This window comes from Sporosarcina sp. E16_3 (assembly GCF_017347125.1).
In the GTDB taxonomy this organism is placed as follows: domain Bacteria; phylum Bacillota; class Bacilli; order Bacillales_A; family Planococcaceae; genus Sporosarcina.
In genome coordinates this window covers 21,557-46,157 of the sequence record NZ_JADPRX010000016.1, presented here as the reverse complement: position 1 = coordinate 46,157, position 24,601 = coordinate 21,557, and the positions used below count along the sequence as shown (strand labels likewise).

Annotated in this window: 29 protein-coding genes; 18 read left to right on the top strand and 11 right to left on the bottom strand. The window is 41.8% G+C overall.

Going from position 1 to position 24,601, the window contains the following annotated elements:
- Positions 1-394 precede the first annotated feature (394 nt).
- The 9 genes from I2483_RS11010 to I2483_RS10970 all read left to right on the top strand — a co-directional run bounded on the left by I2483_RS11010 (position 395) and on the right by I2483_RS10970 (position 8,507).
- Positions 395-1,588 (top strand): ABC transporter substrate-binding protein, encoded by a 1,194-nt coding sequence (locus I2483_RS11010; protein ID WP_207175857.1) that lies wholly within the window; start codon positions 395-397, stop codon positions 1,586-1,588.
- 86 nt (positions 1,589-1,674) lie between these two features.
- Positions 1,675-2,550 (top strand): branched-chain amino acid ABC transporter permease, encoded by an 876-nt coding sequence (locus tag I2483_RS11005; RefSeq protein WP_186672663.1) that lies wholly within the window; start codon positions 1,675-1,677, stop codon positions 2,548-2,550.
- A gap of 13 nt (positions 2,551-2,563) precedes the next feature.
- The gene (locus I2483_RS11000; protein WP_207175856.1) at positions 2,564-3,514 is read left to right on the top strand and encodes a branched-chain amino acid ABC transporter permease; all 951 of its coding nucleotides are present in this window, start codon (positions 2,564-2,566) and stop codon (positions 3,512-3,514) included.
- Positions 3,504-4,283, top strand: a complete 780-nt coding sequence (locus tag I2483_RS10995) for an ABC transporter ATP-binding protein (protein ID WP_207175854.1) — start codon at positions 3,504-3,506, stop codon at positions 4,281-4,283. The genes I2483_RS11000 and I2483_RS10995 overlap by 11 nt, the downstream gene beginning before the upstream one ends.
- Before the next feature lie 2 nt (positions 4,284-4,285).
- Positions 4,286-4,993, top strand: coding sequence for an ABC transporter ATP-binding protein (locus tag I2483_RS10990; RefSeq protein ID WP_186672718.1), 708 nt, complete (start codon positions 4,286-4,288; stop codon positions 4,991-4,993).
- 143 nt (positions 4,994-5,136) lie between these two features.
- The gene (lipA, locus tag I2483_RS10985) at positions 5,137-6,096 is read left to right on the top strand and encodes a lipoyl synthase (RefSeq protein ID WP_207175852.1); all 960 of its coding nucleotides are present in this window, start codon (positions 5,137-5,139) and stop codon (positions 6,094-6,096) included.
- 18 nt (positions 6,097-6,114) lie between these two features.
- Positions 6,115-6,462, top strand: a complete 348-nt coding sequence (locus tag I2483_RS10980) for a YutD family protein (protein ID WP_207175850.1) — start codon at positions 6,115-6,117, stop codon at positions 6,460-6,462.
- Between the two features lie 828 nt (positions 6,463-7,290).
- A complete protein-coding gene (locus I2483_RS10975) occupies positions 7,291-7,737 on the top strand; it encodes a DUF86 domain-containing protein (protein WP_186672657.1) in 447 nt (148 codons plus the stop codon).
- A 5-nt stretch (positions 7,738-7,742) separates the two neighbouring features.
- Entirely contained in the window at positions 7,743-8,507 is a 765-nt protein-coding gene (locus tag I2483_RS10970; protein WP_207175849.1) for a TIGR01457 family HAD-type hydrolase, read from the top strand.
- Between the two features lie 39 nt (positions 8,508-8,546).
- Here the strand turns inward: I2483_RS10970 and I2483_RS10965 are convergent, their stop codons facing one another.
- On the bottom strand, positions 8,547-8,783 hold the full coding sequence (locus tag I2483_RS10965; RefSeq protein ID WP_207175847.1) for a YuzB family protein: 237 nt from the start codon (positions 8,781-8,783) through the stop codon (positions 8,547-8,549).
- 1,068 nt (positions 8,784-9,851) lie between these two features.
- On the opposite strand from I2483_RS10965, the gene I2483_RS10960 reads away from it, so the two are divergent.
- Positions 9,852-10,919, top strand: coding sequence for an NAD(P)/FAD-dependent oxidoreductase (locus I2483_RS10960; protein WP_186672649.1), 1,068 nt, complete (start codon positions 9,852-9,854; stop codon positions 10,917-10,919).
- Between the two features lie 170 nt (positions 10,920-11,089).
- Here I2483_RS10960 and I2483_RS10955 read toward each other — a convergent pair whose 3' ends face one another.
- Positions 11,090-11,419: a YuzD family protein gene (locus tag I2483_RS10955; RefSeq protein ID WP_207175845.1), complete on the bottom strand. Its 330-nt coding sequence runs from the start codon at positions 11,417-11,419 to the stop codon at positions 11,090-11,092.
- Between the two features lie 84 nt (positions 11,420-11,503).
- Between I2483_RS10955 and I2483_RS10950 the strand changes: the two genes are divergently transcribed.
- The gene (locus tag I2483_RS10950; protein ID WP_186672644.1) at positions 11,504-11,740 is read left to right on the top strand and encodes a NifU family protein; all 237 of its coding nucleotides are present in this window, start codon (positions 11,504-11,506) and stop codon (positions 11,738-11,740) included.
- A gap of 37 nt (positions 11,741-11,777) precedes the next feature.
- Here I2483_RS10950 and I2483_RS10945 read toward each other — a convergent pair whose 3' ends face one another.
- Entirely contained in the window at positions 11,778-12,455 is a 678-nt protein-coding gene (locus tag I2483_RS10945) for a DUF2225 domain-containing protein (RefSeq protein WP_207175844.1), read from the bottom strand.
- A 130-nt stretch (positions 12,456-12,585) separates the two neighbouring features.
- Between I2483_RS10945 and I2483_RS10940 the strand changes: the two genes are divergently transcribed.
- The 4 genes from I2483_RS10940 to I2483_RS10925 all read left to right on the top strand — a co-directional run bounded on the left by I2483_RS10940 (position 12,586) and on the right by I2483_RS10925 (position 15,411).
- Positions 12,586-12,948, top strand: coding sequence for a HesB/IscA family protein (locus I2483_RS10940; RefSeq protein ID WP_186672641.1), 363 nt, complete (start codon positions 12,586-12,588; stop codon positions 12,946-12,948).
- Between the two features lie 249 nt (positions 12,949-13,197).
- Entirely contained in the window at positions 13,198-14,415 is a 1,218-nt protein-coding gene (locus tag I2483_RS10935) for an FAD-dependent oxidoreductase (protein ID WP_207175843.1), read from the top strand.
- Between the two features lie 64 nt (positions 14,416-14,479).
- Entirely contained in the window at positions 14,480-14,977 is a 498-nt protein-coding gene (locus I2483_RS10930; RefSeq protein WP_207175842.1) for an NUDIX domain-containing protein, read from the top strand.
- A gap of 107 nt (positions 14,978-15,084) precedes the next feature.
- The gene (locus I2483_RS10925) at positions 15,085-15,411 is read left to right on the top strand and encodes a YuiB family protein (RefSeq protein ID WP_255485839.1); all 327 of its coding nucleotides are present in this window, start codon (positions 15,085-15,087) and stop codon (positions 15,409-15,411) included.
- A gap of 49 nt (positions 15,412-15,460) precedes the next feature.
- On the opposite strand, the gene I2483_RS10920 is transcribed toward I2483_RS10925, so the two are convergent.
- Positions 15,461-15,937 carry a divergent PAP2 family protein gene (locus I2483_RS10920; protein WP_207175840.1) on the bottom strand — a complete coding sequence of 159 codons (477 nt, stop codon included), beginning with the start codon at positions 15,935-15,937 and terminating at the stop codon, positions 15,461-15,463.
- A gap of 158 nt (positions 15,938-16,095) precedes the next feature.
- Between I2483_RS10920 and I2483_RS10915 the strand changes: the two genes are divergently transcribed.
- From I2483_RS10915 to I2483_RS10905, 3 genes are all read left to right on the top strand, one after another.
- The gene (locus tag I2483_RS10915) at positions 16,096-17,610 is read left to right on the top strand and encodes a leucyl aminopeptidase (protein WP_207175838.1); all 1,515 of its coding nucleotides are present in this window, start codon (positions 16,096-16,098) and stop codon (positions 17,608-17,610) included.
- Between the two features lie 60 nt (positions 17,611-17,670).
- Positions 17,671-17,958: a hypothetical protein gene (locus I2483_RS10910; RefSeq protein WP_207175836.1), complete on the top strand. Its 288-nt coding sequence runs from the start codon at positions 17,671-17,673 to the stop codon at positions 17,956-17,958.
- Between the two features lie 239 nt (positions 17,959-18,197).
- Entirely contained in the window at positions 18,198-18,557 is a 360-nt protein-coding gene (locus I2483_RS10905) for a hypothetical protein (protein ID WP_207175834.1), read from the top strand.
- A gap of 117 nt (positions 18,558-18,674) precedes the next feature.
- Here I2483_RS10905 and mnhG read toward each other — a convergent pair whose 3' ends face one another.
- Genes mnhG through I2483_RS10870 form a run of 7 tightly spaced genes read right to left on the bottom strand, consistent with a single transcriptional unit; the run spans position 18,675 to position 24,477 of the window.
- Positions 18,675-19,058 carry a monovalent cation/H(+) antiporter subunit G gene (mnhG, locus tag I2483_RS10900; RefSeq protein ID WP_207151963.1) on the bottom strand — a complete coding sequence of 128 codons (384 nt, stop codon included), beginning with the start codon at positions 19,056-19,058 and terminating at the stop codon, positions 18,675-18,677.
- Complete coding sequence (locus tag I2483_RS10895; protein ID WP_207175832.1) at positions 19,042-19,323, bottom strand: Na(+)/H(+) antiporter subunit F1; 282 nt, start codon at positions 19,321-19,323, stop codon at positions 19,042-19,044. The genes mnhG and I2483_RS10895 overlap by 17 nt, the downstream gene beginning before the upstream one ends.
- Positions 19,320-19,799 carry a Na+/H+ antiporter subunit E gene (locus I2483_RS10890; RefSeq protein WP_186672623.1) on the bottom strand — a complete coding sequence of 160 codons (480 nt, stop codon included), beginning with the start codon at positions 19,797-19,799 and terminating at the stop codon, positions 19,320-19,322. Before I2483_RS10890 ends, I2483_RS10895 begins: the two co-directional genes overlap by 4 nt.
- Positions 19,800-19,805: 6 nt before the next feature.
- Positions 19,806-21,293, bottom strand: coding sequence for a Na+/H+ antiporter subunit D (locus I2483_RS10885; protein ID WP_207175830.1), 1,488 nt, complete (start codon positions 21,291-21,293; stop codon positions 19,806-19,808).
- Positions 21,286-21,627 (bottom strand): Na(+)/H(+) antiporter subunit C, encoded by a 342-nt coding sequence (locus I2483_RS10880; RefSeq protein WP_207175828.1) that lies wholly within the window; start codon positions 21,625-21,627, stop codon positions 21,286-21,288. The genes I2483_RS10885 and I2483_RS10880 overlap by 8 nt, the downstream gene beginning before the upstream one ends.
- On the bottom strand, positions 21,627-22,049 hold the full coding sequence (locus I2483_RS10875; RefSeq protein WP_186672617.1) for a Na(+)/H(+) antiporter subunit B: 423 nt from the start codon (positions 22,047-22,049) through the stop codon (positions 21,627-21,629). The genes I2483_RS10880 and I2483_RS10875 overlap by 1 nt, the downstream gene beginning before the upstream one ends.
- Positions 22,036-24,477: a Na+/H+ antiporter subunit A gene (locus I2483_RS10870; RefSeq protein ID WP_481886335.1), complete on the bottom strand. Its 2,442-nt coding sequence runs from the start codon at positions 24,475-24,477 to the stop codon at positions 22,036-22,038. The genes I2483_RS10875 and I2483_RS10870 overlap by 14 nt, the downstream gene beginning before the upstream one ends.
- Between the last annotated feature and the right edge of the window lie 124 nt (positions 24,478-24,601).

Below are 24,601 nucleotides of genomic sequence, written 5' to 3'. Positions count from 1 at the left end.
ATGATTGGAAGCGGCGAGTTTTTTTGCCGCTTCTTTATTATGTCTGAAATAGTATTTCGACAAAAAAAGTTTTGACAATAGTCAGATAGGTATATATACTAGGTGTTAAGACTAATATAATCAGAAAATGGCGAACTTCCACTCAATGGTTAATTAAAAGAATTAGGAAAGGATGATTGCGAATAACCGATTTTCCTGTCAATCGAAAGACTTATTTGAAGGAATTGAACTGCGAAAGAAGAAATTAGAAAAATCGCTATAGACCGAATAGGAAGATTGTTTTACAATAGGCATGTAAGAGGAAACAAAATGATATCTTCCGGAAAGCTAAATCGTTTGTCATTACTCGTACGATTTAAATTGTCGGAAGTATCAATCAAAAGGGGGATTTTATATGAAATTGAAAAAGTTTGTAAGTGTATTTGCTGCTTCGGCTTTAGCAGTCGGATTGTTGGCAGGCTGTGGTGCGGGGAACAAAGCTGAAGAAGGAAGCACAGGTGGAACTAAGGGTGGCGATACGATTAAAATCGGAGTCAACCTTGAATTATCAGGTGCTGTTGCCTCTTATGGTACTTCAGAACTATCGGGAATTGAACTTGCAGTTGAAGAAATTAACGCAGCAGGTGGAGTTGACGGTAAGAATCTCGAACTTGTAAAAGTTGATAATAAGTCTGAGCCTGCCGAAGCAACAAGTGCAGCGCTTAAATTGATCACTCAGGATAAAGTAATTGCAATCATCGGAGCAGCTACAAGTGGTGCTACTGTTGCACAGGCTGAAATTGCGAATAGCAACAAAACGCCACTGATTAGCCCATCTGGGACAAGCCCGAACGTAACAGTTAAAGATAACGGGGACGTTAATGAATTCGTATTCCGTACGTCATTCATAGACCCATTCCAAGGAACGGTTGCAGCAAACTTTGCAGCGAACGACCTTGGCGTTAAAAACGTAGCAATTTTCTCAGATAACGCAAGCGATTATTCAAAAGGTCTTGCATCATCATTTAAAAAAGACTTTGAAGCAGCAGGCGGTAAAGTTGTTGCTGAAGAATCTTACGTAGGTAAAGATTCTGATTTCCGTTCAACTCTTACACGCATTAAAGCAGCAAATCCTGAATTCATTTTCATCCCTGGATATTATGAAGAAGTAGGATTGATTGTTAAACAGGCTCGTGAAATGGGTATCACTGTTCCACTTATGGGAGCAGATGGTTGGGATTCTCCAATCTTGCTTGAACTTGCTGGTGCAGAAGCATTGAATAACACGTTTACAACAAATCACTATTCATCTGAAGATCCAGACGGCATCATTCAAGACTTCAACAAAAAGTTCAATGACAAATACAGTAAATCACCTGATGCATTTAACGCACTTGGTTATGACACAGTTTATCTTTTAGCTGATGCTATTAAACGTGCAGGTGGTCCAGACTCTGTGAAGATTAAAGATGCTCTTGCTGAAACAAAAGACCTTGAGCTTGTAACTGGATTGTATTCGGTTGATGAAAACCATCACCCAGTCAAATCAGCTACTATTCTTGAATACAAAGACGGTAAACAAGTCTTCAATACAAAAGTTAATCCTTAATCAAAACTGTAGGAATGGGGGAGGATGTCCTCCCTTCATTCCTTTTTTAATCCTAACTTTAAAGCTGGAAAAGGAGTGAAAAGTTAATGGAATGGTTACAACAGCTAATAAACGGTATTTCACTCGGCAGCATTTATGCGCTAATTGCATTAGGTTATACAATGGTTTATGGAATCATAAAACTCATAAACTTCGCACACGGTGAAATTTTTATGATTGGTGCGTTTATTGGGTATTATTCCATTGCAGGTTGGGGTCTTGGATTCTTCCCCGCTTTACTATTATCGATGGCTTCCTGTGCAGTTATTGGTGTTCTTATCGAACGGATAGCCTACAAAAGATTACGTAATGCGACAAGAATCGCGGCTTTGATCACTGCAATTGGTGTATCACTACTAATTCAAAATGGTGTCATTTATATGCGTGGGGCACAACCCAATGCGTATCCAGAAGTACTTCGCAATAAATCATTTGATTTTTTCGGTGCTCAAATCAGCAGTCAATCAATCTTAATTCTATCTGTTTCTGTGACATTGATGATTATTCTTCAATTTGTCGTACATAAAACAAAAATCGGAAAAGCGATGCGAGCTGTTTCCTATGATGCTGAAGCAGCTAAGCTGATGGGGATTAATGTCGACAACACAATCTCGGCTACGTTTGCGATTGGATCAGCCCTAGCTGGTGCAGCGGGCGTTATTTTCGGTATTTATTATACAAAGATTGACCCACTAATGGGTATTATTCCTGGTTTGAAAGCATTCGTTGCCGCTGTTCTTGGTGGAATAGGAATTATTCCGGGAGCAATGGCTGGAGGACTTGTGCTTGGAGTAGTTGAAACTTTTGTCAGTGCGCTTGGTTTCTCTCTATGGAGGGATGCTGCGGCATTCGTCATTTTGATTTTGATACTCATCTTCAAACCGTCTGGACTCTTTGGTAAAAATACACGTGAGAAAGTGTAGGTGAAAAAAAGTCATGAAAAAGTCAAAACAGTTTTGGTCATTTGTTGCTTCATCTCTAATCGTTTATACAGTTATTCAAGTACTTATCAGTGTAGGTATATTGAATGATTTCCATTCTAATACATTAATCTTTATGGCAATTAATATTATGTTGGCCGTCAGTTTACACTTAGTAATTGGTGTTACAGGACAGTTTTCACTTGGTCATGCAGGATTCTTAGCGGTGGGTGCCTATATTTCGGCTATCGTTACAATGAAATTACAACTGCCATTTCCGATTGCGATATTAGCGGCAGGAGTGATGGCTACGGTTGCAGGATTAGTCATTGGGATTCCAAGTTTACGACTGCGCGGTGATTATCTAGCAATTGCTACACTTGGATTTGCAGAAATCATTCGTATTGTGTTCTTGAATATTGAATATGTTGGTGGAGCGGCCGGGATGCAAGTGACGCATTTAACTACATGGACCTCTGCGTTTATCTGCCTTTTCGTTACGATAGTCGTCATCGTCAATTTTACAAATTCAAGACATGGGCGCGCGTGTATCTCAGTTCGAGAGAATGAGATTGCGTCAGATGCCATGGGTATTAATACAACTTATTACAAAGTCTTAGCGTTTGCAATTGGTGCTTTCTTTGCGGGCGTCGCAGGAGCTTTGTATGCACATAACTTTTATATCATTCAGCCTTCAAACTTTGGATTCTTAAAATCCATCGATATCTTGATCTATGTTGTATTGGGTGGTTTAGGAAGTTTGTCAGGAGCAATTGTTGCAACAATTTTATTAACTATTGTTTCCACATTCTTGCAAAGTTATCCTGAAACACGCATGATCATCTATAGTCTTGTACTTATCATTGTTATGCTTTATCGTCCAAAAGGTTTAATGGGCACAATGGAAATAACGGATTACTTCAAATTGTGGAGAGGTTCGAAAGGAGGCAGCCAGCATGACAAGTGAACCGTTACTGAGAGTGAAAGATGTAGGTATACAGTTCGGCGGGCTGAAGGCAGTTTCGAATTTCAATATGGAAATTAATCAAGGTGAACTGATTGGGCTTATTGGTCCAAATGGAGCGGGTAAGACAACGAGTTTCAACTTATTGACTGGTGTTTATAAGCCTACGGAAGGCGACATTTTGTTCAAAGGGGAACGCATTAATGGAATGGCTCCTTATCAGGTAACGCGTAGGGGAATGAGCCGGACATTCCAAAATATACGTCTGTTTAATGAACTATCCGTTTTGGATAACGTTAAAGTTGCTTATCACTCGTTAGCTAAGCATTCAGTTCTAAGTTCTATGCTACGCCTTCCATCCCATTTTTCCGGGGAAAAGGAAATGGAAGAAAAAGCAATGGAATTCCTCAAGATTTTCGAATTGGATAAATATAGAGATGAAGATGCGAAAAACCTGGCATATGGGAAGCAGCGGAGGCTTGAAATTGCACGCGCATTAGCCGCAGGTCCAGAGTTGTTACTGCTTGATGAACCCGCTGCTGGGATGAACCCGCAGGAAACGAAAGAGCTTATGGAGTTAATCGCATTTGTCCGTAAGAAATTCAATCTAACCATTTTATTAATTGAGCATGATATGAATTTGGTAATGGGGATTTGTGAACGTATTTACGTGTTGGATCATGGTGTACTTCTTGCTGAAGGAACTCCTGAAGAAATCCGTAATAATCCGAAAGTAATCGAGGCTTATTTAGGGGAGGAAGTTGACGAATGAGTATGTTAAAAGTTGACAACCTAAACGTCTATTATGGCAGTATCCATGCGCTTAAAGGTGTTTCACTACATGTAGATCAAGGTGAAATTGTGACATTGATTGGCGCGAATGGTGCTGGGAAGAGTACGTTGTTGAAAACATTGTCAGGTTTATTAAAACCTAAAGAAGGCACTATAAAGTATTTGAATGATTCAATAGCGGGTAAACAAGCTCAAGCAATTGTGAAATCAGGAATCTCGCATGTACCTGAAGGAAGACGAGTGTTTGCGGAGATGAGCGTTGAAGAGAATATTGAATTAGGTGCTTTTTTAAGAAAAGATAAAGCAGGTATTCAACAAGATTTTCAAAAAGTCTATGAGATTTTTCCACGCTTGCATGAGCGTCGCAAACAAACTGCTGGAACACTGTCTGGCGGTGAGCAGCAGATGTTAGCAATGGGCAGGGCTATCCTGGCAAGGCCGAAACTGTTGTTGTTAGATGAGCCTTCAATGGGACTAGCACCATTAATGGTTAAGACGATTTTTCAAGTCGTCAAGGATATTAATCAAGAAGGAACGACGATTCTTCTCGTAGAGCAAAATGCCAATATGGCCTTATCAATTGCTGACCGGGCGTACGTTATTGAAACAGGTCGTGTCATTCTTTCTGGGACTGCTAAAGAATTGCAAGCCAGTGAAGAAATCAAAAATGCTTACCTGGGTGGCCATTAATTGAAAAGAGATAGTGCTTGGTAAAACCGGCACTGTCTCTTTTTTGTGACAGTAATCGAATTAGCGCCAAGAGGTGGTTGTTTGAAGTCTGAATATATGATACATTGGCAACAGTAGTGGAAACACTTTAAAAGTTAGCAGGAATGGAGTCGGTCATCGTGTCATGCAAACCGGAACAGGGAAACAGAACTGAACATGTTAGAAAACCCGATTGGTTGAAAATTAAGCTAAATACGAATGATAACTATACTGGTCTTAAAAAAATTATGCGAGAGAATAATTTAAATACCGTATGTGAAGAAGCGCGTTGTCCTAATATTCATGAATGTTGGGGAGAGCGTCGAACGGCTACATTTATGATTCTTGGTGCAGTTTGTACACGTGCATGCCGTTTTTGTGCTGTTAAAACAGGCTTACCGACAGAACTAGATCTTGCAGAACCAGAACGCGTTGCGGATTCTGTTGCCCTTATGAATTTAAAGCATACAGTGGTTACAGCAGTAGCGCGTGATGATCAGAAAGACGGAGGATCTGCGGTATTTGCGGAAACAATCCGTGCTATTCGCAGAAAAAATCCATTCACGACAGTGGAGGTTCTACCATCAGATATGGGTGGCGTTTATGAGAATCTAGAGCGGCTTATGGATGCTAAACCGGATATCTTGAATCACAATATCGAAACGGTACGTCGACTGACACCAAGGGTTCGTGCGCGTGCAACATATGACCGTTCACTTGAACTTTTGCTACGTGCGAAAGAAATGCAACCTGATATCCCTACAAAATCTTCTTTGATGCTTGGCCTTGGTGAAACGCATGAAGAAATTCTCGAGACAATGGATGACCTTATTGCGCATAAAGTTGATATAATGACAATAGGCCAGTATTTACAGCCTAGTAAAAAACATTTAAAAGTACAAAAGTATTATTCGCCACAAGAATTTGGCGAGTTGAGAAAAATTGCAATGTCCAAAGGGTTCTCACACTGTCAGGCAGGTCCGCTCGTACGCTCGAGTTACCATGCTGATGAACAGGTGAACGCGGCTGCAAAAGAAAGGCAGCGTCAAGGTGATGAACAACTGGAAACAACACTGCAAAGCTAAATTGGCGGTGAAAGTTGAATGATAATTTTAGAAAACTGGCAGTTTGATATACTAACAGACTACCGTGAGGGATTTAATGAAGAGGCTTTGCTTGCAAGATACAGCGATGTTCTCCTCAAATACGATTACATACTTGGGGACTGGGGATACGGACAACTCCGTTTAAAAGGTTTTTTTGATGACACAAACCAGAAAGCAACGTATGAAACTAAAATCAGCACATTACAGGATTATCTATACGAATACTGTAATTTTGGCTGTGCTTATTTTGTTTTGAAAAAATCGGGGCGGGTTAAACTGGAAGTTGAAGCTGCTGAAACCTCTGAAACACCCGAAACTCCTGAGACTCCCGAAATATCTGAATAACTGGGCTTGCCCGTGGATCTTGAATCTGCGCGCGAGTCTTTTTTTTGTCTCTATATATTGAAAAAAGGTTCTATAATATTTGGATGAAATACTGGTGAGAAGGGCTTGCCATCCTTCATTTTCACTGAATCATTTCCGGTTCGCTTTCGGCAAACTATTCATGACAGATTTACTGAGGGGAATCCTAGTGTGCCTAGAAGTGACTCCGTCACTTCTAGGCACACTCTTTCCAGTAATACTGTTGCGAATAGTTGCCTGTCGCGTACCTACAATGTTCAAATGAAATATGCAGTTGTTTCGGAAGAAAAGAGTAGATGACATCCTATAGAAAGTGTAAGTGCCCGAAGATGCAATTTCGGGCACTCTGGTACTTTGTACAATGTGCTTCTTGCTTACTTTTAACAAAGAGTATGCATCTAATCGTGTGATGCCTTATAGAAAGTGATACCTCTTTAAATTAGAGAAGAAAAAACCATAGAGAAAGCATCAGCCGCCAAAATTGCATCTTTGGCGGCTTTTCTCCAAATAGGAAGTCAGCTATTCTTTCGTCCCAAAAAGCTTTAGCACTTCGTGTATCTGTGTTTTTGAAAAGCGACGGATGAAGGACGACCATACGATTAACGGAAAAAGTGTGTAGGGATGCGACAAAGTCGCATCCCTACACATCCAGACATCCCGGTAATCGTGTAGAAGCTATTCAATCCAAAGCGTTTCAAAAGCGCAACTATACAAGTAGCGAATTCGATGCGATTCTTTATCTCACCATATTTAAAATCGGAAATATGGTATCATAAGTTGAAGAAAGATGACAATCAGGAGGGAAAGTCCATGTATTTTGTTGACCGAAACCAAATAAGCGAATCGCTAAATCATATGGAAGTTTTACTTGAGTTGTACAGAAATGAAAATGGATGGCAGCAAGATATCATTCACTCACTTGCACTTGAACGGATAACGAATGTACTCATCGAATCAGTTATCGACGTCGGAAATTCGATGATTGATGGTTTTATCATGCGTGATCCAGGGAGTTATGAAGATATTATTGACATTATGGAAGACGAACGTGTTATCACTTCGGAAATGGCAGGTCCATTAAAACAGGTAATCGAACTTAGAAAGATGATTGTCCGCGAATTTACGAAAGTGGATGTTGGGACGATAATCGAAGTATTGAACGCTTCAATGGACGAACTTCTCGAGTTCCCAAACAAAGTGCGTCATTATCTTGAAAATGAACTAGGCCCTGTTTCTGCCTTCTTACCGGAAGATTAATGACTATGGATAAATACAAAGCAATTTGTCTTGATCTAGATGGAACGGTTTACCGTGGGATTGATCCGATTTCAGAAGCGGTCTCTTTCATTGAAAATACGCAACAAAATGGAATTGATCCTTATTTCATCACGAATAATTCTTCGATGACTCCCGCGCAGCTACGGGAGAAACTAGCTTCATTCGGAATAAAAGCAGATTCTGACCGCATCATGACCTCTGCAATTGCCGCCGCAAAGTACTGCAAAGAAAACTATTATGGCGCATCTGTTATGATGATTGGTGAAAAAGGGTTGGAAGAAGCGTTAGCATCTGAAGGGATAGCAATCACAGCAACGAATCCCGATGTTGTTATCATGGGCATTGACCGAAGTATAACGTATGCAAAATTGGCGGATGCTTGTCTAGCATTACGTGCAGGCGCGCATTTCATAGCAACGAACAGTGACAAAGCATTTCCGACGGAGAGGGGACTCGTTCCGGGGAATGGATCATTTGTGAAATTAATGGAGAATGCAACAGGAGTATTGCCAGTATTCGTCGGGAAACCTGAGCCCCATATGCTTGAATTCATTCAAGTAGAAAACGGCTATCGAAAAGAAGAGATGATCCTGATTGGTGATAACTACGATACGGATATACAAGCGGGAATTCGTTTTGGCATTGATACGATACATGTTGCAGGGGGAGTTACTTCACCAGAAGAAGTACTTTTGAAATCGCAGCAACCGACTTATTCGTATCGTACACTGCTTGATTGGATAATATAAAAAGGCTAGCCGCCTGAAAAGGGCGGTTAGCCATAATGCTCAAAAGAGCGGATTGTCTTCTATATATTGATAGATGCGCTCAGTCAGTTCGTCATTTGTATCAGCCTCGACGATATCACCATTGACGATGGCGTAGAGCGAATCTGAACATTTTGTACAGTAACTCAGGCAACCATACTCAAGAACGTCAAGATTTGGATCTTTTTCCAACTTTTCAAAAGTTTCCTGTGAATAGTTTGCGATATTACTTATGCAAAATTCGACAATTGGATTCATGATGATCACCTCACCTATTTGGAATCCTACTCTTTTTTTCTTCGCACGTCAACAATCCCGCATTACAGCGCAAGTAGGCTAAATCCACCTAGGTTACAACTAATTAAATATGTTGAACATCACGTCTGTTGATTAACCAAAAGTAACCAGTGAATAACATGATCACCTATTGGGCGCTACGTGTATAGTTGTTTTGGAATCGCTTTGGATTGAATGACTTCTATACGATTACCGATATGTCTGGGCGTGTAGGGATGCGACTTTGTCGCATCCCTACACATTCTTTTCGGTAATCGTATGATGGTCCTTCATCCGTCGCTCTTCAAAAACACAGATACACGAGGTGCTGAAACTTTTTGGGACGAAAGAATAGCGGGCTTCTTAATTGGGTAAAAGCCGCCAAAGATGCAATTTTGGCGGCTGGAACTTTCTATATAGTTTTTTCTTTTTTTATTAAAAAAGTGTCACTTTCAAGTAGACATCACATAATTAGAAGCTTACTCTTTGTTAAAAGTTAGCAAGAAGCACATTATACAATGTCCAAGAGTGCCCGAAATTGCATCTTCGGGCACTTACAATCCCTATAGAAAGTCATCTATTCGATTCTTTCAAACATAACTGTATTTTGCACTTGAACATTGTAGGAACGCGACAGGCAACTATTCGCAACAGGATTACTGAAAAAAGTGCGGCTAGAAGTGACGGAGTCACTTCTAGCCACACTAGGACCCCTCAGTAAATCTGTCAGAAATAGTTAGCCAAAAGCGGGCCGGAAATGGTCTAGTGAAAAATGGGGTTTTACAAGCCCTTCTCACCAGTATTTTATGCGAATAAATGGTAAATCAACAGATGTGGTTGAACATATGAATACATGCACAAAATGAGCGTAGGTATGTCCTAGTGCTAAAGCAGATTCGAAGGTGTTTCTATTTCAATTCATACACTAAAGAAATTCCACCCATTGATTAAAATTTCACTTTCCCGCGAATCATTGTGAAGCATGTCACAAACTGATATAATCGTAATTGGGAAAACAACGGATTAATGGATTACGAAGGAGAAAAAATTATGAGAAAACTTGTCTTATTAGGTGCCGGATATGGAAATATGCGTATTTTACTGCGTTTATTGACGAAAGAATTGCCGAATGATATCGAAATAACGCTTGTCGATCGGACTCCGTTCCATAGTTTGAAAACGGAATTTTATGCGCTGGCATCTGGAACTGTATCAGATTCAGTTGTGCGTGTTCCGCTTCCAGAACATGATAGGTTGAAAGTTGTAAGTGGAGAAATCATTGAAATCAGGCCGGATGAGAAGTGTGTTTATCTTGATGATGGCGTGCAAATCATGTATGACGAACTGGTAATAGGGCTTGGTTGCGAAGACAACTATCACAATGTACCGGGTGCTGCAGAATACACATACAGCATTCAAACGATTGGTAAGTCTAGGGTTACGTACGAAAAACTTCTTGGTTTTGGTAGTGGAGCGACAATTGGTATTGTCGGAGCTGGCTTAAGCGGAATAGAACTTGCCAGCGAGCTTCGAGAAAGTAGACCAGATTTGAACATTAAGCTGTTCGATCGCGGTCCACGTATTTTGAGAGATTTCCCTGAAAGACTTAGTAATTATGTTAAAGGATGGTTCGACGAACATAATGTAGACGTGGTTCCAAATTCTAATATCACGAAAGTCGAACCAACAATTCTATATAACCATGAAGAAACTATACCGGTTGATGCAGTTGTCTGGACAGCCGGGATTCGTCCAGTAGCATCTGTGGAAAACATTGACACGGAAAAAGACGGATCAGGTCGAGTTGTACTGAACATGTATCACCAGTTGCCTGAATTTAACGATGTCTACGTCGTAGGAGACTGTGCAGCACTTCCTTATGCTCCGAGTGCACAAGTTGCAGAAGAACAGGCGGAACAGATTGTACGTATATTGCGTAACGTTTGGAACAACGAACCGCTTCCGGAAACTATGCCGGAAATCAAGCTGAAAGGGTTCCTCGGTTCCCTTGGTAAGAAGCAAGGATTTGCATATCTTGCTGACCGCACTGTAACAGGCCGTATTGCACGATTGTTGAAATCTGGTGTGCTTTGGATGTATAAATGGCATAATGGCTGACAAAGCGAAAGCGCCTGTCGCCCTTAGCCGCTGAAGTCTGGATGTGAAATTTCTATGTTGCAACTTTTCCGCAGCGTGAGACTTTATAGTTTTCTAAGCTTAAAAAATCCCTTATTCGCATAGTCGCGAAAGGGATTTTTTCTTCTCATTTAAGTTAACTCTTTATCACTTCAAGATTCAGCTATATAGCCGTTCTTTTCAAGTGCAGCAAACACCGGTTTTAATTGGATATAACCTTCTCCAATCATTTCGTCATTGATCATGACCAACGGATAGAAGAACTCATCGTCTTGTATTTGCTGGACGATTTTTTTGTGTTTGTCGTCAGAAACAGCCGATTCGATATCAATGTAAGTAATACTGTAAGGCTGATTTGGGTACTTTCTGTCGATAGCAGCTTGAAGCCATTCGTATGTATCTTTGGATGAAGGTGAATTAACACAGCTTGCACAGATGATATCCGCGCCAAAAATTTCAATGTTTGTAGTAGTTGTACTCATAGTAATTGTCCCCTCCGATTGATTGTTGGATTTTTTCTTCTTTCCAGTTTATAATAAGTATAAGGAAAGGAGAGTTAAAAAACAATGACAGATACAGCGTTAACTGAACCAGTACAAGAAGTATTAAATAAATTACGTCCATTCCTCCTACGTGATGGAGGAGACTGTGAACTTGTTGATATCGAGGACGGCATCGTTAAACTCCGCCTACTTGGTGCTTGCGGTACATGCCCAAGTTCGACAATTACACTAAAAGCAGGGATTGAACGCGCACTTTTGGAAGAAGTTCCAGGCGTCGTTGAGGTAGAGCAAGTCTTCTAATTTAACAGCTGAGCGGGCCGAAGTTTGGTCCGCTTTTCTATTTGATAGCTCGGATCTCCTGCCACCGTTCTTTTGCCATTTCGATAATCTTCGGTTCAATGGACGTGCGCTGGCCTTCTAGAACACGTGAAAAGCTTTTTATTGCTTCATCTTTATCTCCGATTTTCCACGAAAGTTCCGCAATCAAATACAAAACCTTCGTTTCTGACATTTGTGTCCCAGCAAAATCACCGTCTAAATACGAAGCGTTATAGAAATTTCGTGCGATTGTTAGAAAACGTTGTTCTTCTACCTCCGCGCCTTTATCACGATATAACCAAGCAATCCGCAAAGTTAGTCCTGCCAGTGTAAGAACTTTTTCCTTTTTGAACATAGCGCTTAAATAGGCAAGCTTATACGTTTCAATCGCTTCATCGACATCGCGTTCTGAACCGAATGATCGGCCATTCCACTTAGATGTTATCCGTTCGGCTATGTCTTCTTCTGTACCCGGAGCAAAGTAAGGGGAGAAATCATCGGTAAAAGAGAAGCCGCAATGTGGACAGACGGCAACGTTATAAAAAATTGGATTTACTTCAGGATCTGAATAGACAGGTTTGAAGTCATTTTCGTGGGATGAAACCCGAACGAATCGTGAGCGAACTCTTGTAGTAGTGAAATTATACTTACAATAAAGGCATGCAACTATTTTATCATAAAACGGGCTGATTTCCATATAAACATTCCTTTCGTACTAGTTAATTCATTATAGCGTATATCCTTCAACACCGGAGTTAATATGATTGCGTTATGCTCGATTTAATTGCTATGATAGAAGCAAGAAAACAAAGGGAAGGTGAACACGGATGACACAAGTTGTTGAAGTTACAAAAGCAGCGGCAATTCATGTGAAAGAAATGATGCGTCATAATGAGGAAGAAGGATCATTCCTGCGTGTCGCTGTGAACGGCGGAGGATGTAGTGGTTTGACATACGGAATGGGTTTTGAAACTGAAAAGTCACCGGATGATCTTCTGCTTGAACAGCATGGTTTACAAATTCTCGTTTCTAGTGAAGATGCCGGTGTTCTTGAAGGCACACAAGTCGATTATAAAGAGTCCCTAATGGGGGGCGGATTTACCATAAATAACCCGAATGCAATTGCCTCTTGCGGTTGCGGGACATCATTCAGAACAGCTAAAAAAGAAGGGACACCAGCAGACTGCTGACTCTTTTTTTGACTCTCCTAAATCATACTTAGGAGGGTTTTTTCGTTGTATTAATATGGTGTTTTATTAATCAGTATTTTCAAATATTTGCTATTTTAAATATACTATTGAAAAGCCGTATCAAAAGGGCTACTATAAGAGATAGAAGTTTGTCGAAAAAATGACAAAGGCCGGGACTGTGTAAATCGTCGGTGTACCGATTTCACGTGGGCCGGGCACATAAAAAAATCAAAGGTGGTTTCGATCTTCGTGAAAAGACCGACAATTTTAGTATTAGGCGCGGGTTATGGCGGTTTAACAACAGTCGTTAACTTGCAAAAATCTCTTGGAGCAGACGATGCAGATATCGTTCTTATAAACAAAAATGAGTATCACTATGAATCGACATGGCTTCATGAAGCTGCTGCAGGAACAATGTCTCCTGAGTCAGTGCGTTATGATATCAAAGATGTTATTAACAGTAATAAAGTAAAATTCGTCCAAGCTGAAGTTCAAGCAATCGACGTTACTGGGAAAGTCGTAACGACAAATGTCGGTACACATACATACGATTACCTTGTTATCTCACTTGGTTTTGAAGGCGAAACATTTGGTATTCCAGGTCTTGATAAATATGCACTTTCTATGGCCAACGTTAAAGCAGCACGCCAAATCCGCGAACATATCGAATATCAATTTGCGACTTGGTCAACTGAAGAAGTTAAAGACGATAGCCGTCTGACAATCGTCGTTGGAGGAGCGGGCTTCACAGGCATCGAGTTCCTTGGTGAGCTTGGTAACCGTGTACCTGAACTTTGTAAAGAGTTCGACGTTCCACAAGAAAAAGTACGCGTACTTTGCGTAGAAGCAGCTCCGATGGTTCTTCCAGGATTTGACCCTGAACTTGTCGATTATGCAGTAAGACATTTGAACTCTAAAGGAATCGAATTCTCGATTGGTACGCCAGTTGTAGAAGCAACTCCTGAAGGCGTTAACATTAAAAAAGGCGAAGATGTATTTGAATTCGTCAAAGCTGGCACAGTCGTTTGGGCTGCAGGTGTCCGTGGTAACCGTCTAATCGAAGAAACGGGTATCGAAAATATGCGTGCTCGTGTCAAAGTAGACAAGGATCTTCGTGCACCAGGTTATTCCGATGTATTCATCGTTGGAGACTGCGCACTAATGATCAACGAAGCAGTGAACCGTCCATTCCCACCTACTGCACAAATTGCTATGCAACAAGGTGACATGTGTGCGAATAACATCATCGCACTTATGAAAGGTGAACCAACTTCTGACTTCACACCTGATTTAAAAGGTAGCGTTTGTTCACTTGGTGACAGCGATGCAATTGGTGTTGTATTCGGTAAAAAAGTGACGGGTACTAAAGCTTCATTCATGAAGAAAATGATTGATAACCGTGCGCTCTTCATGATCGGTGGTCTAGGACTGACGCTGAAAAAAGGTAAATTTAACTTACTTAAATAAAACATATATAAAGCATTCGCCTGTCATTGACGGTGGGTGCTTTTTTTTTGAAAGGGGATCCTAAATGTCACGAAAAATGCGAGGGAATGTATGGCTTGGCGCGGCTGGACTTGTTGTGAATGGCCAAGGACAGTGGCTTGTTGTTAGGAAAAACTACGGTGGTTTAAAAGGTTTATGGTCCATACCGGCGGGATTTGTTGATGGCGATGAAACGGCAGATTGCGCAGCAATTCGTGAAGTTAAGGAAGAAACAGGAGTCGTTTGCCAGCTTGAGGGCATGATTGGGTTCCGTACAGGTGTATTGAATGGGGAAGTGAGCGACAACATGGCCATATTTATGTTGACGCCTACACCTGAAGGGCAGTTATTAATCCCGGAATTAAAAGAGATTACAGAAGTGGCGTGGAAGAGCCCAGTCGAATTAAAAGCAGATCAGGACGTCTCAGTAATGATTCATGAAATTGCTGAAAAGGTGATTTCATCAGGGTTTGATAAAATCGGAAATATCAACCCGGGCGATCAATTCGGTTATACTTCTTATAAACTTTTTTTCAAAAAGTGACCTTTATCGAAAAGATTAAAATCGACAAATTATTGAACAAGTCGTGTAATGTTGAAAGCGTTCAGCCGTTCCTGTAAAATAATGAATGGAAAACGGAGGTAGTCACATTGGGAACGATTTCAATAACGCACGTCGTTTTATCTATAATGATTTTCATAGTTATGTTTTTTGGAATAGGATTCCTATTAAATATGCTTCTTCGCATGACATGGTTGATGGCTATCATTTATCCGATTGTCGTCATACTAATTATTGATGAAGTACGTGTATATGAATACGTCACGAAACCGAAATACGCGTTCCAGCTTCTGGGTGATAAGATTATTGCACTCCATACAGCAGATGTCCTAATCTTGGCAAGCGGGCTTGTCGGAGCGATTATTTCAGGTTTCGTTATTAAGCTATTAAGAAAACAAGGTTACCAAATGTTTTAAAAAATGGGTGTGCTCAAGCGATTATGCTTGAACACACCCTTTTTTGTTTTTAAACAATGAAGGAATAGATAATAACTGAGATTAGAATCCCGGTTACAGCACCTGCAAACACTTCATTTGGTTTATGACCTAGTAACGTTTTTAATTCTAGAATCTTTTGCTGTCCATCTTTCTGCTGCCAGCCTTTTGCTTCTTGGACGAACGTCTGGAAGTCCACTCGCATTTGATTGATAATCAGTGCTTGTTGTCCTGCTTGGTAACGGATTCCAGTTGCATCGAACATAACGATGACGGCAAAGATGGCGGAAACCGCAAACATAGGTGAGTCAAGTCCCTCTTCGAAGGCGATTGCAGTAGTCAATGATGTAACTGCAGCCGAATGGGAGCTGGGCATCCCGCCTGTCGAAGTCATTAGTTTCCAGTCAAGTTTACCTTCCAGAAGATAATGAATCGGAATTTTAACGAATTGAGCAAAGACAATCCCGAATAATGCCGCAAGGAGCGGGGTATTTTGTAATAAGGCCATTAGGTTCGACTCCTCTATAAAGTGCAAAAATTATATATTCAGTATAACATAATAATGTGTTACAAAAAACAGGGTAGTACGGATTCCGAATGAATTGCTACGAACGGCTGAAAAGTTAGGCTATACTAAAGAATGTAGAGAAAATTGGAGGTTGTCAAATGAAAACAATAATTATGAAACCAATTTTTGATAATGTAGAAGCCGATGTACTTGTAATTGGTGTGCCCGAACATCCGGAAAATATAACAGGTTGGGACGACTTTGTCAGTTCTTTCAGTACCCGTTTACCAGAATGGGTTAAATCCGGAGATGTTAAAACTGAATTCAAAAGTATTGTTAAAATGCCATCCGTAGAAATCGGTGGCTACAAGCGTGTACTCTTTATCGGACTTGGCTTGCATAAGAAATTGACGGTGGATCGGTTGCGTCAGGTATTTGCAGCGGTCGGAAAAGAGCTTGCAAGCATGAAAGTAGCTTCTGCTGCCATTTGGTCGGCACCATTCACGAACGACAAGTTGACGTGTGAAGATGTTGTTTTTGCGGCGACGGAGGGTATTGGGCTTGGCATGTACACGTTTGAAGGATACCGTACGGATTCAAACGAACGCGATGTTGCGTTTGAAACGCTGTCATTCTTATCTTCATTCGATGAAGACGAACTGAAAGCGGCCTTCGAAGTAGGAAAAGTACATGCATATGCGGTTAATGAGGCACGTAATCTTGTTAATATGCCGCCTAATCTATTAACAGCAACTAAAATGGCTGACTATGCACGTGAAGTCGCTGAAAAATATGATTTCGAAATTGAGGTACTTGGTAAGAAAGAAATGGAAGAGCTCGGTATGGGTGCAATTCTTGCGGTCAACAAAGGTTCAGTGGAAGAGCCTAAGTTAATCGTCATGAAATATGCTGCAACTGAAAAATGGGAAGATGTTATCGGCCTTGTCGGCAAAGGAATTACCTATGATACAGGCGGCTATTCTTTGAAAACGAAAGACGGAATGGTAGGTATGAAAGGTGATATGGGTGGTGCGGCTGCAGTTCTTGGAGCTATGACAATTATAGGAGAGCTACGCCCCGCGAAAAACGTCATTGCTGTTATCGCATCAACTGACAATATGGTTTCTGGAGATGCTTTCAAACCAGATGATGTAATTACATCACTAAGTGGCAAGACGATTGAAGTGCTCAATACAGATGCAGAAGGACGTCTTGTTCTGGCAGATGCGGTTACATACGCTAAGCAGGCCGGTGCAGACTGTCTGATTGACGTAGCGACACTGACAGGCGGAGTCATCGTTGCGCTTGGTATGGACAAGACAGGGGCGCTTACGAATGATGAAGAATTCTTTGAAGAGTTCATGCAGGCATCCATGGAAACGGATGAATTCGTCTGGAGACTTCCGTTGACGGAAAATGATAAGAAAAGACTTCGTAAAAGTGAAGTAGCAGATTTGAATAATTCACCAGGCAGAGATGGACATATGATTTTTGGCGGCGGATTTGTAGGGGAATTTGTTGGTGACACACCTTGGATACACCTTGATATTGCAGGGACATCTGATGCGATTTCCGCACATGATTTAGGGCCGAAAGGTGCAACGGGTGTCATGGTACGAACGCTGGCGACGCTTGTTGAGCGGTTAGCCGACACTGATATAGAAGCTGAATAGGCGATAGCCTTTTTCCCTTTAGTCTTATTCGAATAGGATAAGTAGGAAAGGGGAATGACTATGACTAGAGGTTTTCACGGTGGTGGCGGCGGCGGCGGCGGCGGCTTTGGTCGAGGTGGAGGTTTTGGCCGTGGTGGAATTGGTCGCGGCGGCTTCGGTCGAGGTGGGGGTTTTGGTGATTTTGGCGGACCTTTTATTGGCGGATTTGCTGGTAGTTTATTAGGTAGTGCATTGTACCCGGGATACGGATATGGCGGCGGATACGGGGGATACCCAGTCTATCCATACTCACCGTATCCATATCCACCCTATCCATATCAACCATACGGCTATTACGGGCCATACTAAAAAGATGAAAATACCTGTCAACTGAGTTATCGGCTGATAGGTATTTTTTGGTGTCAAGAAAATGGGTATGACGGTTATAAAGTCATTCATGGCGGTCATAATACTACCCAGGGCGATTATGCAAGTCGAGAACACTAGCGACGCTTGTTGAACGGCTTGCCGATGACGATATAGAAGTACAATAGGCGATTGCCTCTTTCCTATTAGCTTTATTTGAATAGAATGAGTGGGAGAGGGGAATGATTATGTCCAGAGGTTTTCATGGTGGTGGAGGTTTTGGTCGAGGCGGCTTTGGTCGCGGCGGCTTCGGTTTTGGAGGATTCGGAGGATTTGGCGGACCTTTTCTCGGAGGACTTACCGGTAGTTTATTAGGCAGTGCATTATTCCCAGGGTACGGATATGGTGGCGGATATGGTGGCGGATATGGCGGTGGATACGGTGGTGGATACGGCGGCTATCCAATCCAACAGGTTCAACTGTTCCAACAGTTCCCACAGAATCAGCAATTCCAGCAATTCCAGCAGTTTCCGCAAAATCAACAATTTCAGCAGTTCCCGCCGTCTTCATATCAACAATTCGGGTATAACGGGCCATACTAAAAAGAGAAAAATACCTGTCAACCGAGTTTTCGGCTGGCAGGTATTTTTTAAAAGATAAGAAAGCATAAGTTTTTTTGACTTGGAATAGTGTCTAGCTCCAGGCGCCTTCCGCTTTTCTTAGTCTTCCTTCTGATGAGTCGGCGGATTCTTTAATTTAGCTTGTTTAATAACTTCTGCAAGATCATCACCAACAGTTAGTTCTGTCGGTTTTACACCAGAGATATAAGCGGCACGGCTCATAAGATGTCCGCCAATCGGAGAGGTAATGAACAGGAATGCAATTGCGAGTAGAAGTTGAATACTAAAATGTCCTTCCTTCAACCAGAAGTGAAGAAATACGCCAACCAGAATACTAAGTACTCCCAACGTTGCACTCTTAGAAGCTGCATGCGCCCTCGTATAGACGTCCGGTAAACGAATGATACCAATGACAGTCACGATAGTGAAAACGATGCCAACGACGATTGTAAAGACAATGAGGATGTTAGCTAGTACGATCACGCTCGATTATCTCTCCTTTCTCAATGAATTTAGAGAATGATACGGTTCCAATGAATGACATAATCGCAATCAGCAAGATGACTTCCATGAAATATCCGGTATCGAAGATGACTGATAACAGAGCGATTGCTGAAATCAGCATGACGCCAATCGAGTCAAGTGCGACGAGCCGATCCGGAATAGATGGACCTCGGAATACACGGTACAGCAGACCGGCAATCGACAGTAGTACAAGGATTAGGCAAACCCATATAAATGTCATCATGGTCGGCTTACCTCCTTAATGGCTTTTTCAAATGAATTTTTGATTGAATCAATTGCGTCATCGACATCATCGACGTCAATGGCATGGATATAAAGCGTCCGTTGATCATCGGAAACGTACAATACAATTGTTCCAGGTGTCAACGTAATTAGGCTTGATAATAATGTAATCTCCCAATCATGCTCAAGATCAGTCGGCAAAGCGAAAATCATGGGTTGAATATTCATCTTCGGACGTAAAATGAGTTTCAGCACTGAAATATTAGACAGAGTTAGCTCCTTGAAGAAGAGCAGTGCCAATTTGAAAGCTGCCCAAAGCCGCCAAATATACAGCCTTTCTGTGAAAAAACGTCTCGTTATAATGATCAAAAGTAGACCAATCAAGAGCCCGATTACGAATGTTGAAGCGGTGAATGAGGTGCTCATGAACATCCAAACAAGAGCGATGAAAAAGTTCAATAATAGTTGAAATGCCATTGTCATCTACTCCTTTAACACCGCATCAATATAGATGGATGGTTGTAGTAATACGTCTGTCGCGTCCGTCATATAGGGAATGAGCCATTCAGACCCAACACCGTACAGCACGGACAGAATGACTAATGCAACAGCAGGCATCATCATCTTGCGGTAAGTCCGACGGTTTGTTGTCGGCAACTCCACAGTTGTGGGGTCTCCCCAGAATGCATAGATGAAAATCCGGATGACAGACAACAGGACCACAAGGCTCGATGCAAGGATGATAATACTCCCCAAGACGTGACCCGCCTCGAACGCACCTTTTACAATAAGAAGCTTGCCGACGAATCCGCTTAATGGCGGAATGCCCGCTAGTCCAAATGCTGCGATTAGATACATCCAGCCAAGTGGCGCATGGGTTTTCATTAGCCCACCCATCTTACGTAAGTTAGAGGTACCGGTTACGTAAACGATGATGCCAATCAGAAGGAACAAAGCCCCTTTAATGAGCATGTCGTGGATCAAATAGAATACGGCACCTGTTAAACCAGCCTCGTTCATTTGTGCAGCTCCGAATAAGATAACACCCACTGCAATGACGATATTGTAAATAATAATATGTTTTACATCGAAATAGGCAAGGGCACCAATGCAGCCGGCAACGATTGTGAGTAATGCCAGTGCGGATAATAAGCCATGTGTAAATCCAACATCATGAACAAAAAACAGCGTATACGTTCGGATGATTGCATAAATGCCGACTTTAGTTAGCAATGCACCGAATAGTGCAAGCACCGGTATTGGAGGTGCTGCATAAGATCCTGGTAGCCAAAAGTAAAGAGGGAACAAGGATCCTTTTACGCCAAACACGATTAAAAAGAGCACTGCAATGACCGTTATGATACCAGGTTGTCCAATCTCTGCAATCTTCACTGAAATATCGGCCATATTTAATGTACCAACAACAGAGTAGAGGTAAGCAACTGTAATAACGAATAATGCAGATGAAATGACATTGACGAGTATGTACTTGATTGATTCGCGAAGCTGCTTTTTCTCGCCGCCTAGAACGATTAACAGGTAAGAGGCGATGAGCAGAACTTCAAAGAATACGAACATATTGAAAATATCACCTGTTGTAAATGCGCCATTGATGCCTGTAATCATGAACAGGATAGCGGGATAATAGAAGTAGCGCTCTCGCTCTTCACCAATAGCTGTGAAACTGTATAGCACAACAAAGAGAGTGATCAAGATTGTTGTCGTTACAAGTAATGCAGACAGCATATCGGAAACCATTGAAATTCCGAACGGTGCCGGCCAGCTTCCGAGTGTAATTGCCTGAACGCCATCAGCTTTCACTTTTGCAACAAGGAAAAGTGCGGCAACCAGGCTGATTAACAGCCCGATACAAGTCAACGATCGCTGTACCTTGATATTCTCCTTGAAGAACAGAAGAATAATGGCGAAAAGGAATGGCAAGATGATTGGGAATAGAAGTAAATTAATCATGTTCGTCATTTCCTCTCATGAGATTCATATTGTCTGTCTTATGTTCAGCATACGACCTGTAAGCAAGAACAAGGATGAACGCTGTCACACCGAAACTGATGACAATTGCCGTCAATATAAGCGCTTGCGGCAATGGATCTGCGTAATCGGTTACGCCTTCTGCCAAGACAGGCGGGGAAGTGCCACCAAGGCCGCCCATTGTCAGGAGTAGCAGATGGGCACCGTGACTCAACAGGCCAGTTCCAAGTATGATTTTAAGGATGCTTCTAGAGAGTATCAGGTAAACAGCGGCCATGAAAAGGATTCCGATGACGATAGCCATTAGAAATTCCATTATTCATCTCCCCCAATCGTTTGAATCATTGTAACGGCGGCACCTACAACAACAAGATAGACACCGGCATCGAAAATCATCGCTGTATGTAAGGACGTTTTTCCGAACAAAGGCAAAGTAAAATAATCGAAAGCGTGTGTAAAGAAAGGAACGTTGAAAAAGATTGAACCTGCAGCTGTTCCGAACGACAGCAGTAAGCCGATAGCAGTCACAATTGTAAAATTAAAAGGCAATGCTTTTTGGACGGTTTTTAAATCAAAGGCTAACAACAGCAGCACAATTGCCCCCGCTGTTAGCAATCCTCCAACGAATCCGCCCCCTGGTGTATAGTGTCCCGCAAAGAAAATATGGATTGAAAAAAGGAAAATGATAAAGAATACGAATTTTGTTGTCGTTTGTAAAATGACATCATTTGTTTTCATCCGTACTCTCCTCCTTTCTTGACAACTTCAGACGAATCATGGCAATGACAGCGATTCCTGCAATTGACAGAACGGCGATTTCAAATAATGTATCAAATCCACGGTAGTCTACAAGGATGACGTTGACGATGTTACCGCCCCCGGCTTCTGTTGCAACTGTGTCTTTGTAATACTGCGAAATAGATGGAATCAGTTTTTGTGAATGGGCTGATAAAGCAATCAAAGTTACCGTGATTCCAACACCGGCAGCAATAATAAAATTGCCAATCTTGTTGCGTTTTGTTTGACCGTGATTATTAAGTGACGGTAGATGTTTAAAGGCTAATAAGAATAAGGCAACCGATATCGTTTCAATAACGAGCTGGGTAAGTGCCAAATCGGGTGCTTTGAAAATGACAAAGAATAAAGCAACCGAATAGCCAACGGCACCTAGAGCAATAATTGCCGACAGCCTTGTTTTCGCAAGAAGAACCATACAAACTGCGACGACCAAAACAATAGCAGTCAGAACGCCATACAAGTTGATGGGAGAAAAACTATCCATATCAACAACGAAAGCTTCTTTGATGAATAACGTCGCAGCTGTAATTGAAGCAATAAACGCAAACATATAAATCAGATACGTGCGGATTAAACCAGTCATATAGAAGCGGGAAAGTTTGTTCATTCCACCCTCACCAAACATCATGGCGGAATCATACAATGCATTTAACGACAAGTACTCTGGTTGGATATCGTACATTTTTTGCCATCTTGCCAATGTCAAAAATAGAACGAGACCAACACCAACAAGCGAAACTGTCATCCATAATTCAGGAGCAGCAAAGCCGTGCCAAGCTGCAACGTCAACATCAACTTTAGAAGGATGATTGTATAGATCAGGCTGAACAGCCATCACGGCTGGTTTTACCAACCATTTTCCAATCAAGTTCGGAATGAAGAAGATACCAACAACGAGTGTAGCAAGAATGACGGGAGATACAAGCATCCCGACAGGCGCCTCATGCGGCTTAATAGGAAGAGGTTCACTCTTTTGTTGTCCTGCGAACGTCTTGAATACAAAGTAAAAGCTATAGACGAGTGTAAAGACGCTGGCAATCCAAGCGATAACAGGGAAGATAATTCCCCATGTTGCAAAGTTGAACAGTTCAAAATGTCGAATGGCCAACATGGATTGAAGGAACATTTCCTTACTTAGGAAGCCATTGAATGGCGGAAGACCTGCCATTGACATGGATCCGATGAAAGCAACCGTGAAACTAACTGGCATGATACTCATCAAGCCACCGAGTTTTCGGATATCCCGCGTACCGGTTTCGTGGTCAACAATACCTGCAATCATGAACAAACTACCTTTAAAGGTCGCGTGGTTGATCAAATGGAAGATTGCTGCGAACGTTGCGAATTTGAAAATCGGATCATCCGAGTGATAGGCAAGCGCACCCGCCCCGAGTAGGGACATGATAAGTCCAAGCTGACTGATTGTCGAGAAAGCAAGAATCGCTTTCAAGTCGGTCTGTTTCACTGCAAAGAAAGATCCCCAGAACAGCGTCAGTAGTCCGATACCGGCTACGAGCCAAATCCAAACTTCCGAAACTGCGAAAATAGGGGTGAATCGTGCGACAAGGTACAGCCCAGCCTTTACCATCGTTGCAGAGTGCAGATAGGCACTGACCGGTGTAGGCGCTTCCATTGCATCCGGAAGCCAAATATGGAACGGGAATTGTGCTGATTTCGTAAATGCACCTAGCAACACGAGAACGAGTGCTAGTGTAAAGAATTCATGCCCTACAAAAGTGGGGGCGCTAGCGATAAGTTCGCGGATGGAAAACGTATCTCCCATAATTCCTAGCAGAACGAATCCTCCAAGCATCATTAGTCCACCAAATACAGTGATCATCATCGATTTCAATGCACCAAATCGTGAACCATCACGTGTACTCCAATAGCCAATAAGCAGGAATGACGAAATGGATGTTAGCTCCCAGAATAAATAAAGGGAAATAACGTTATCCGATTGCACAACGCCTAACATGGCACTCATGAAAATCAACAGATAGACGTAAAAGTGATTCAACTTTTCTTTACGTTTATCGAGATAAAAGATGGAGTAGAGAACAACGAGTGCACCGATACCTGTTATAAGTAAGGTGAACAGTAGGCTGAGACCATCAATGTACGACACGAACGAAATACCAAGAGACGGAATCCATTGCAGTTCTGATAGAGCATGTCCGCCGTCCATTGTTGTTTTAATGAATCCTATGTAATAAATGAAGAGGGAGACAGGGACGAGTAAAACGAACCACCCAGTATGTATGTCTTTCAGTTTCCTGAATAGCAGGGGAACGAATAGTGCTGCCATAATTGGCAGGAAAATCAGTAATACGAAATTCAAAAAAATCCTCCTTCCTAATGAATGAAACATTATTCTTTGCATTGTTTTAAAGTATAGCGTAAAGAGAGCGCTTTTGCATGAAACACTTTCTGCCTTTGTTGCTTATTCAGTCTCTCTTCTTATATTATAGAATCGAAGAAATAAATTGCTTTTG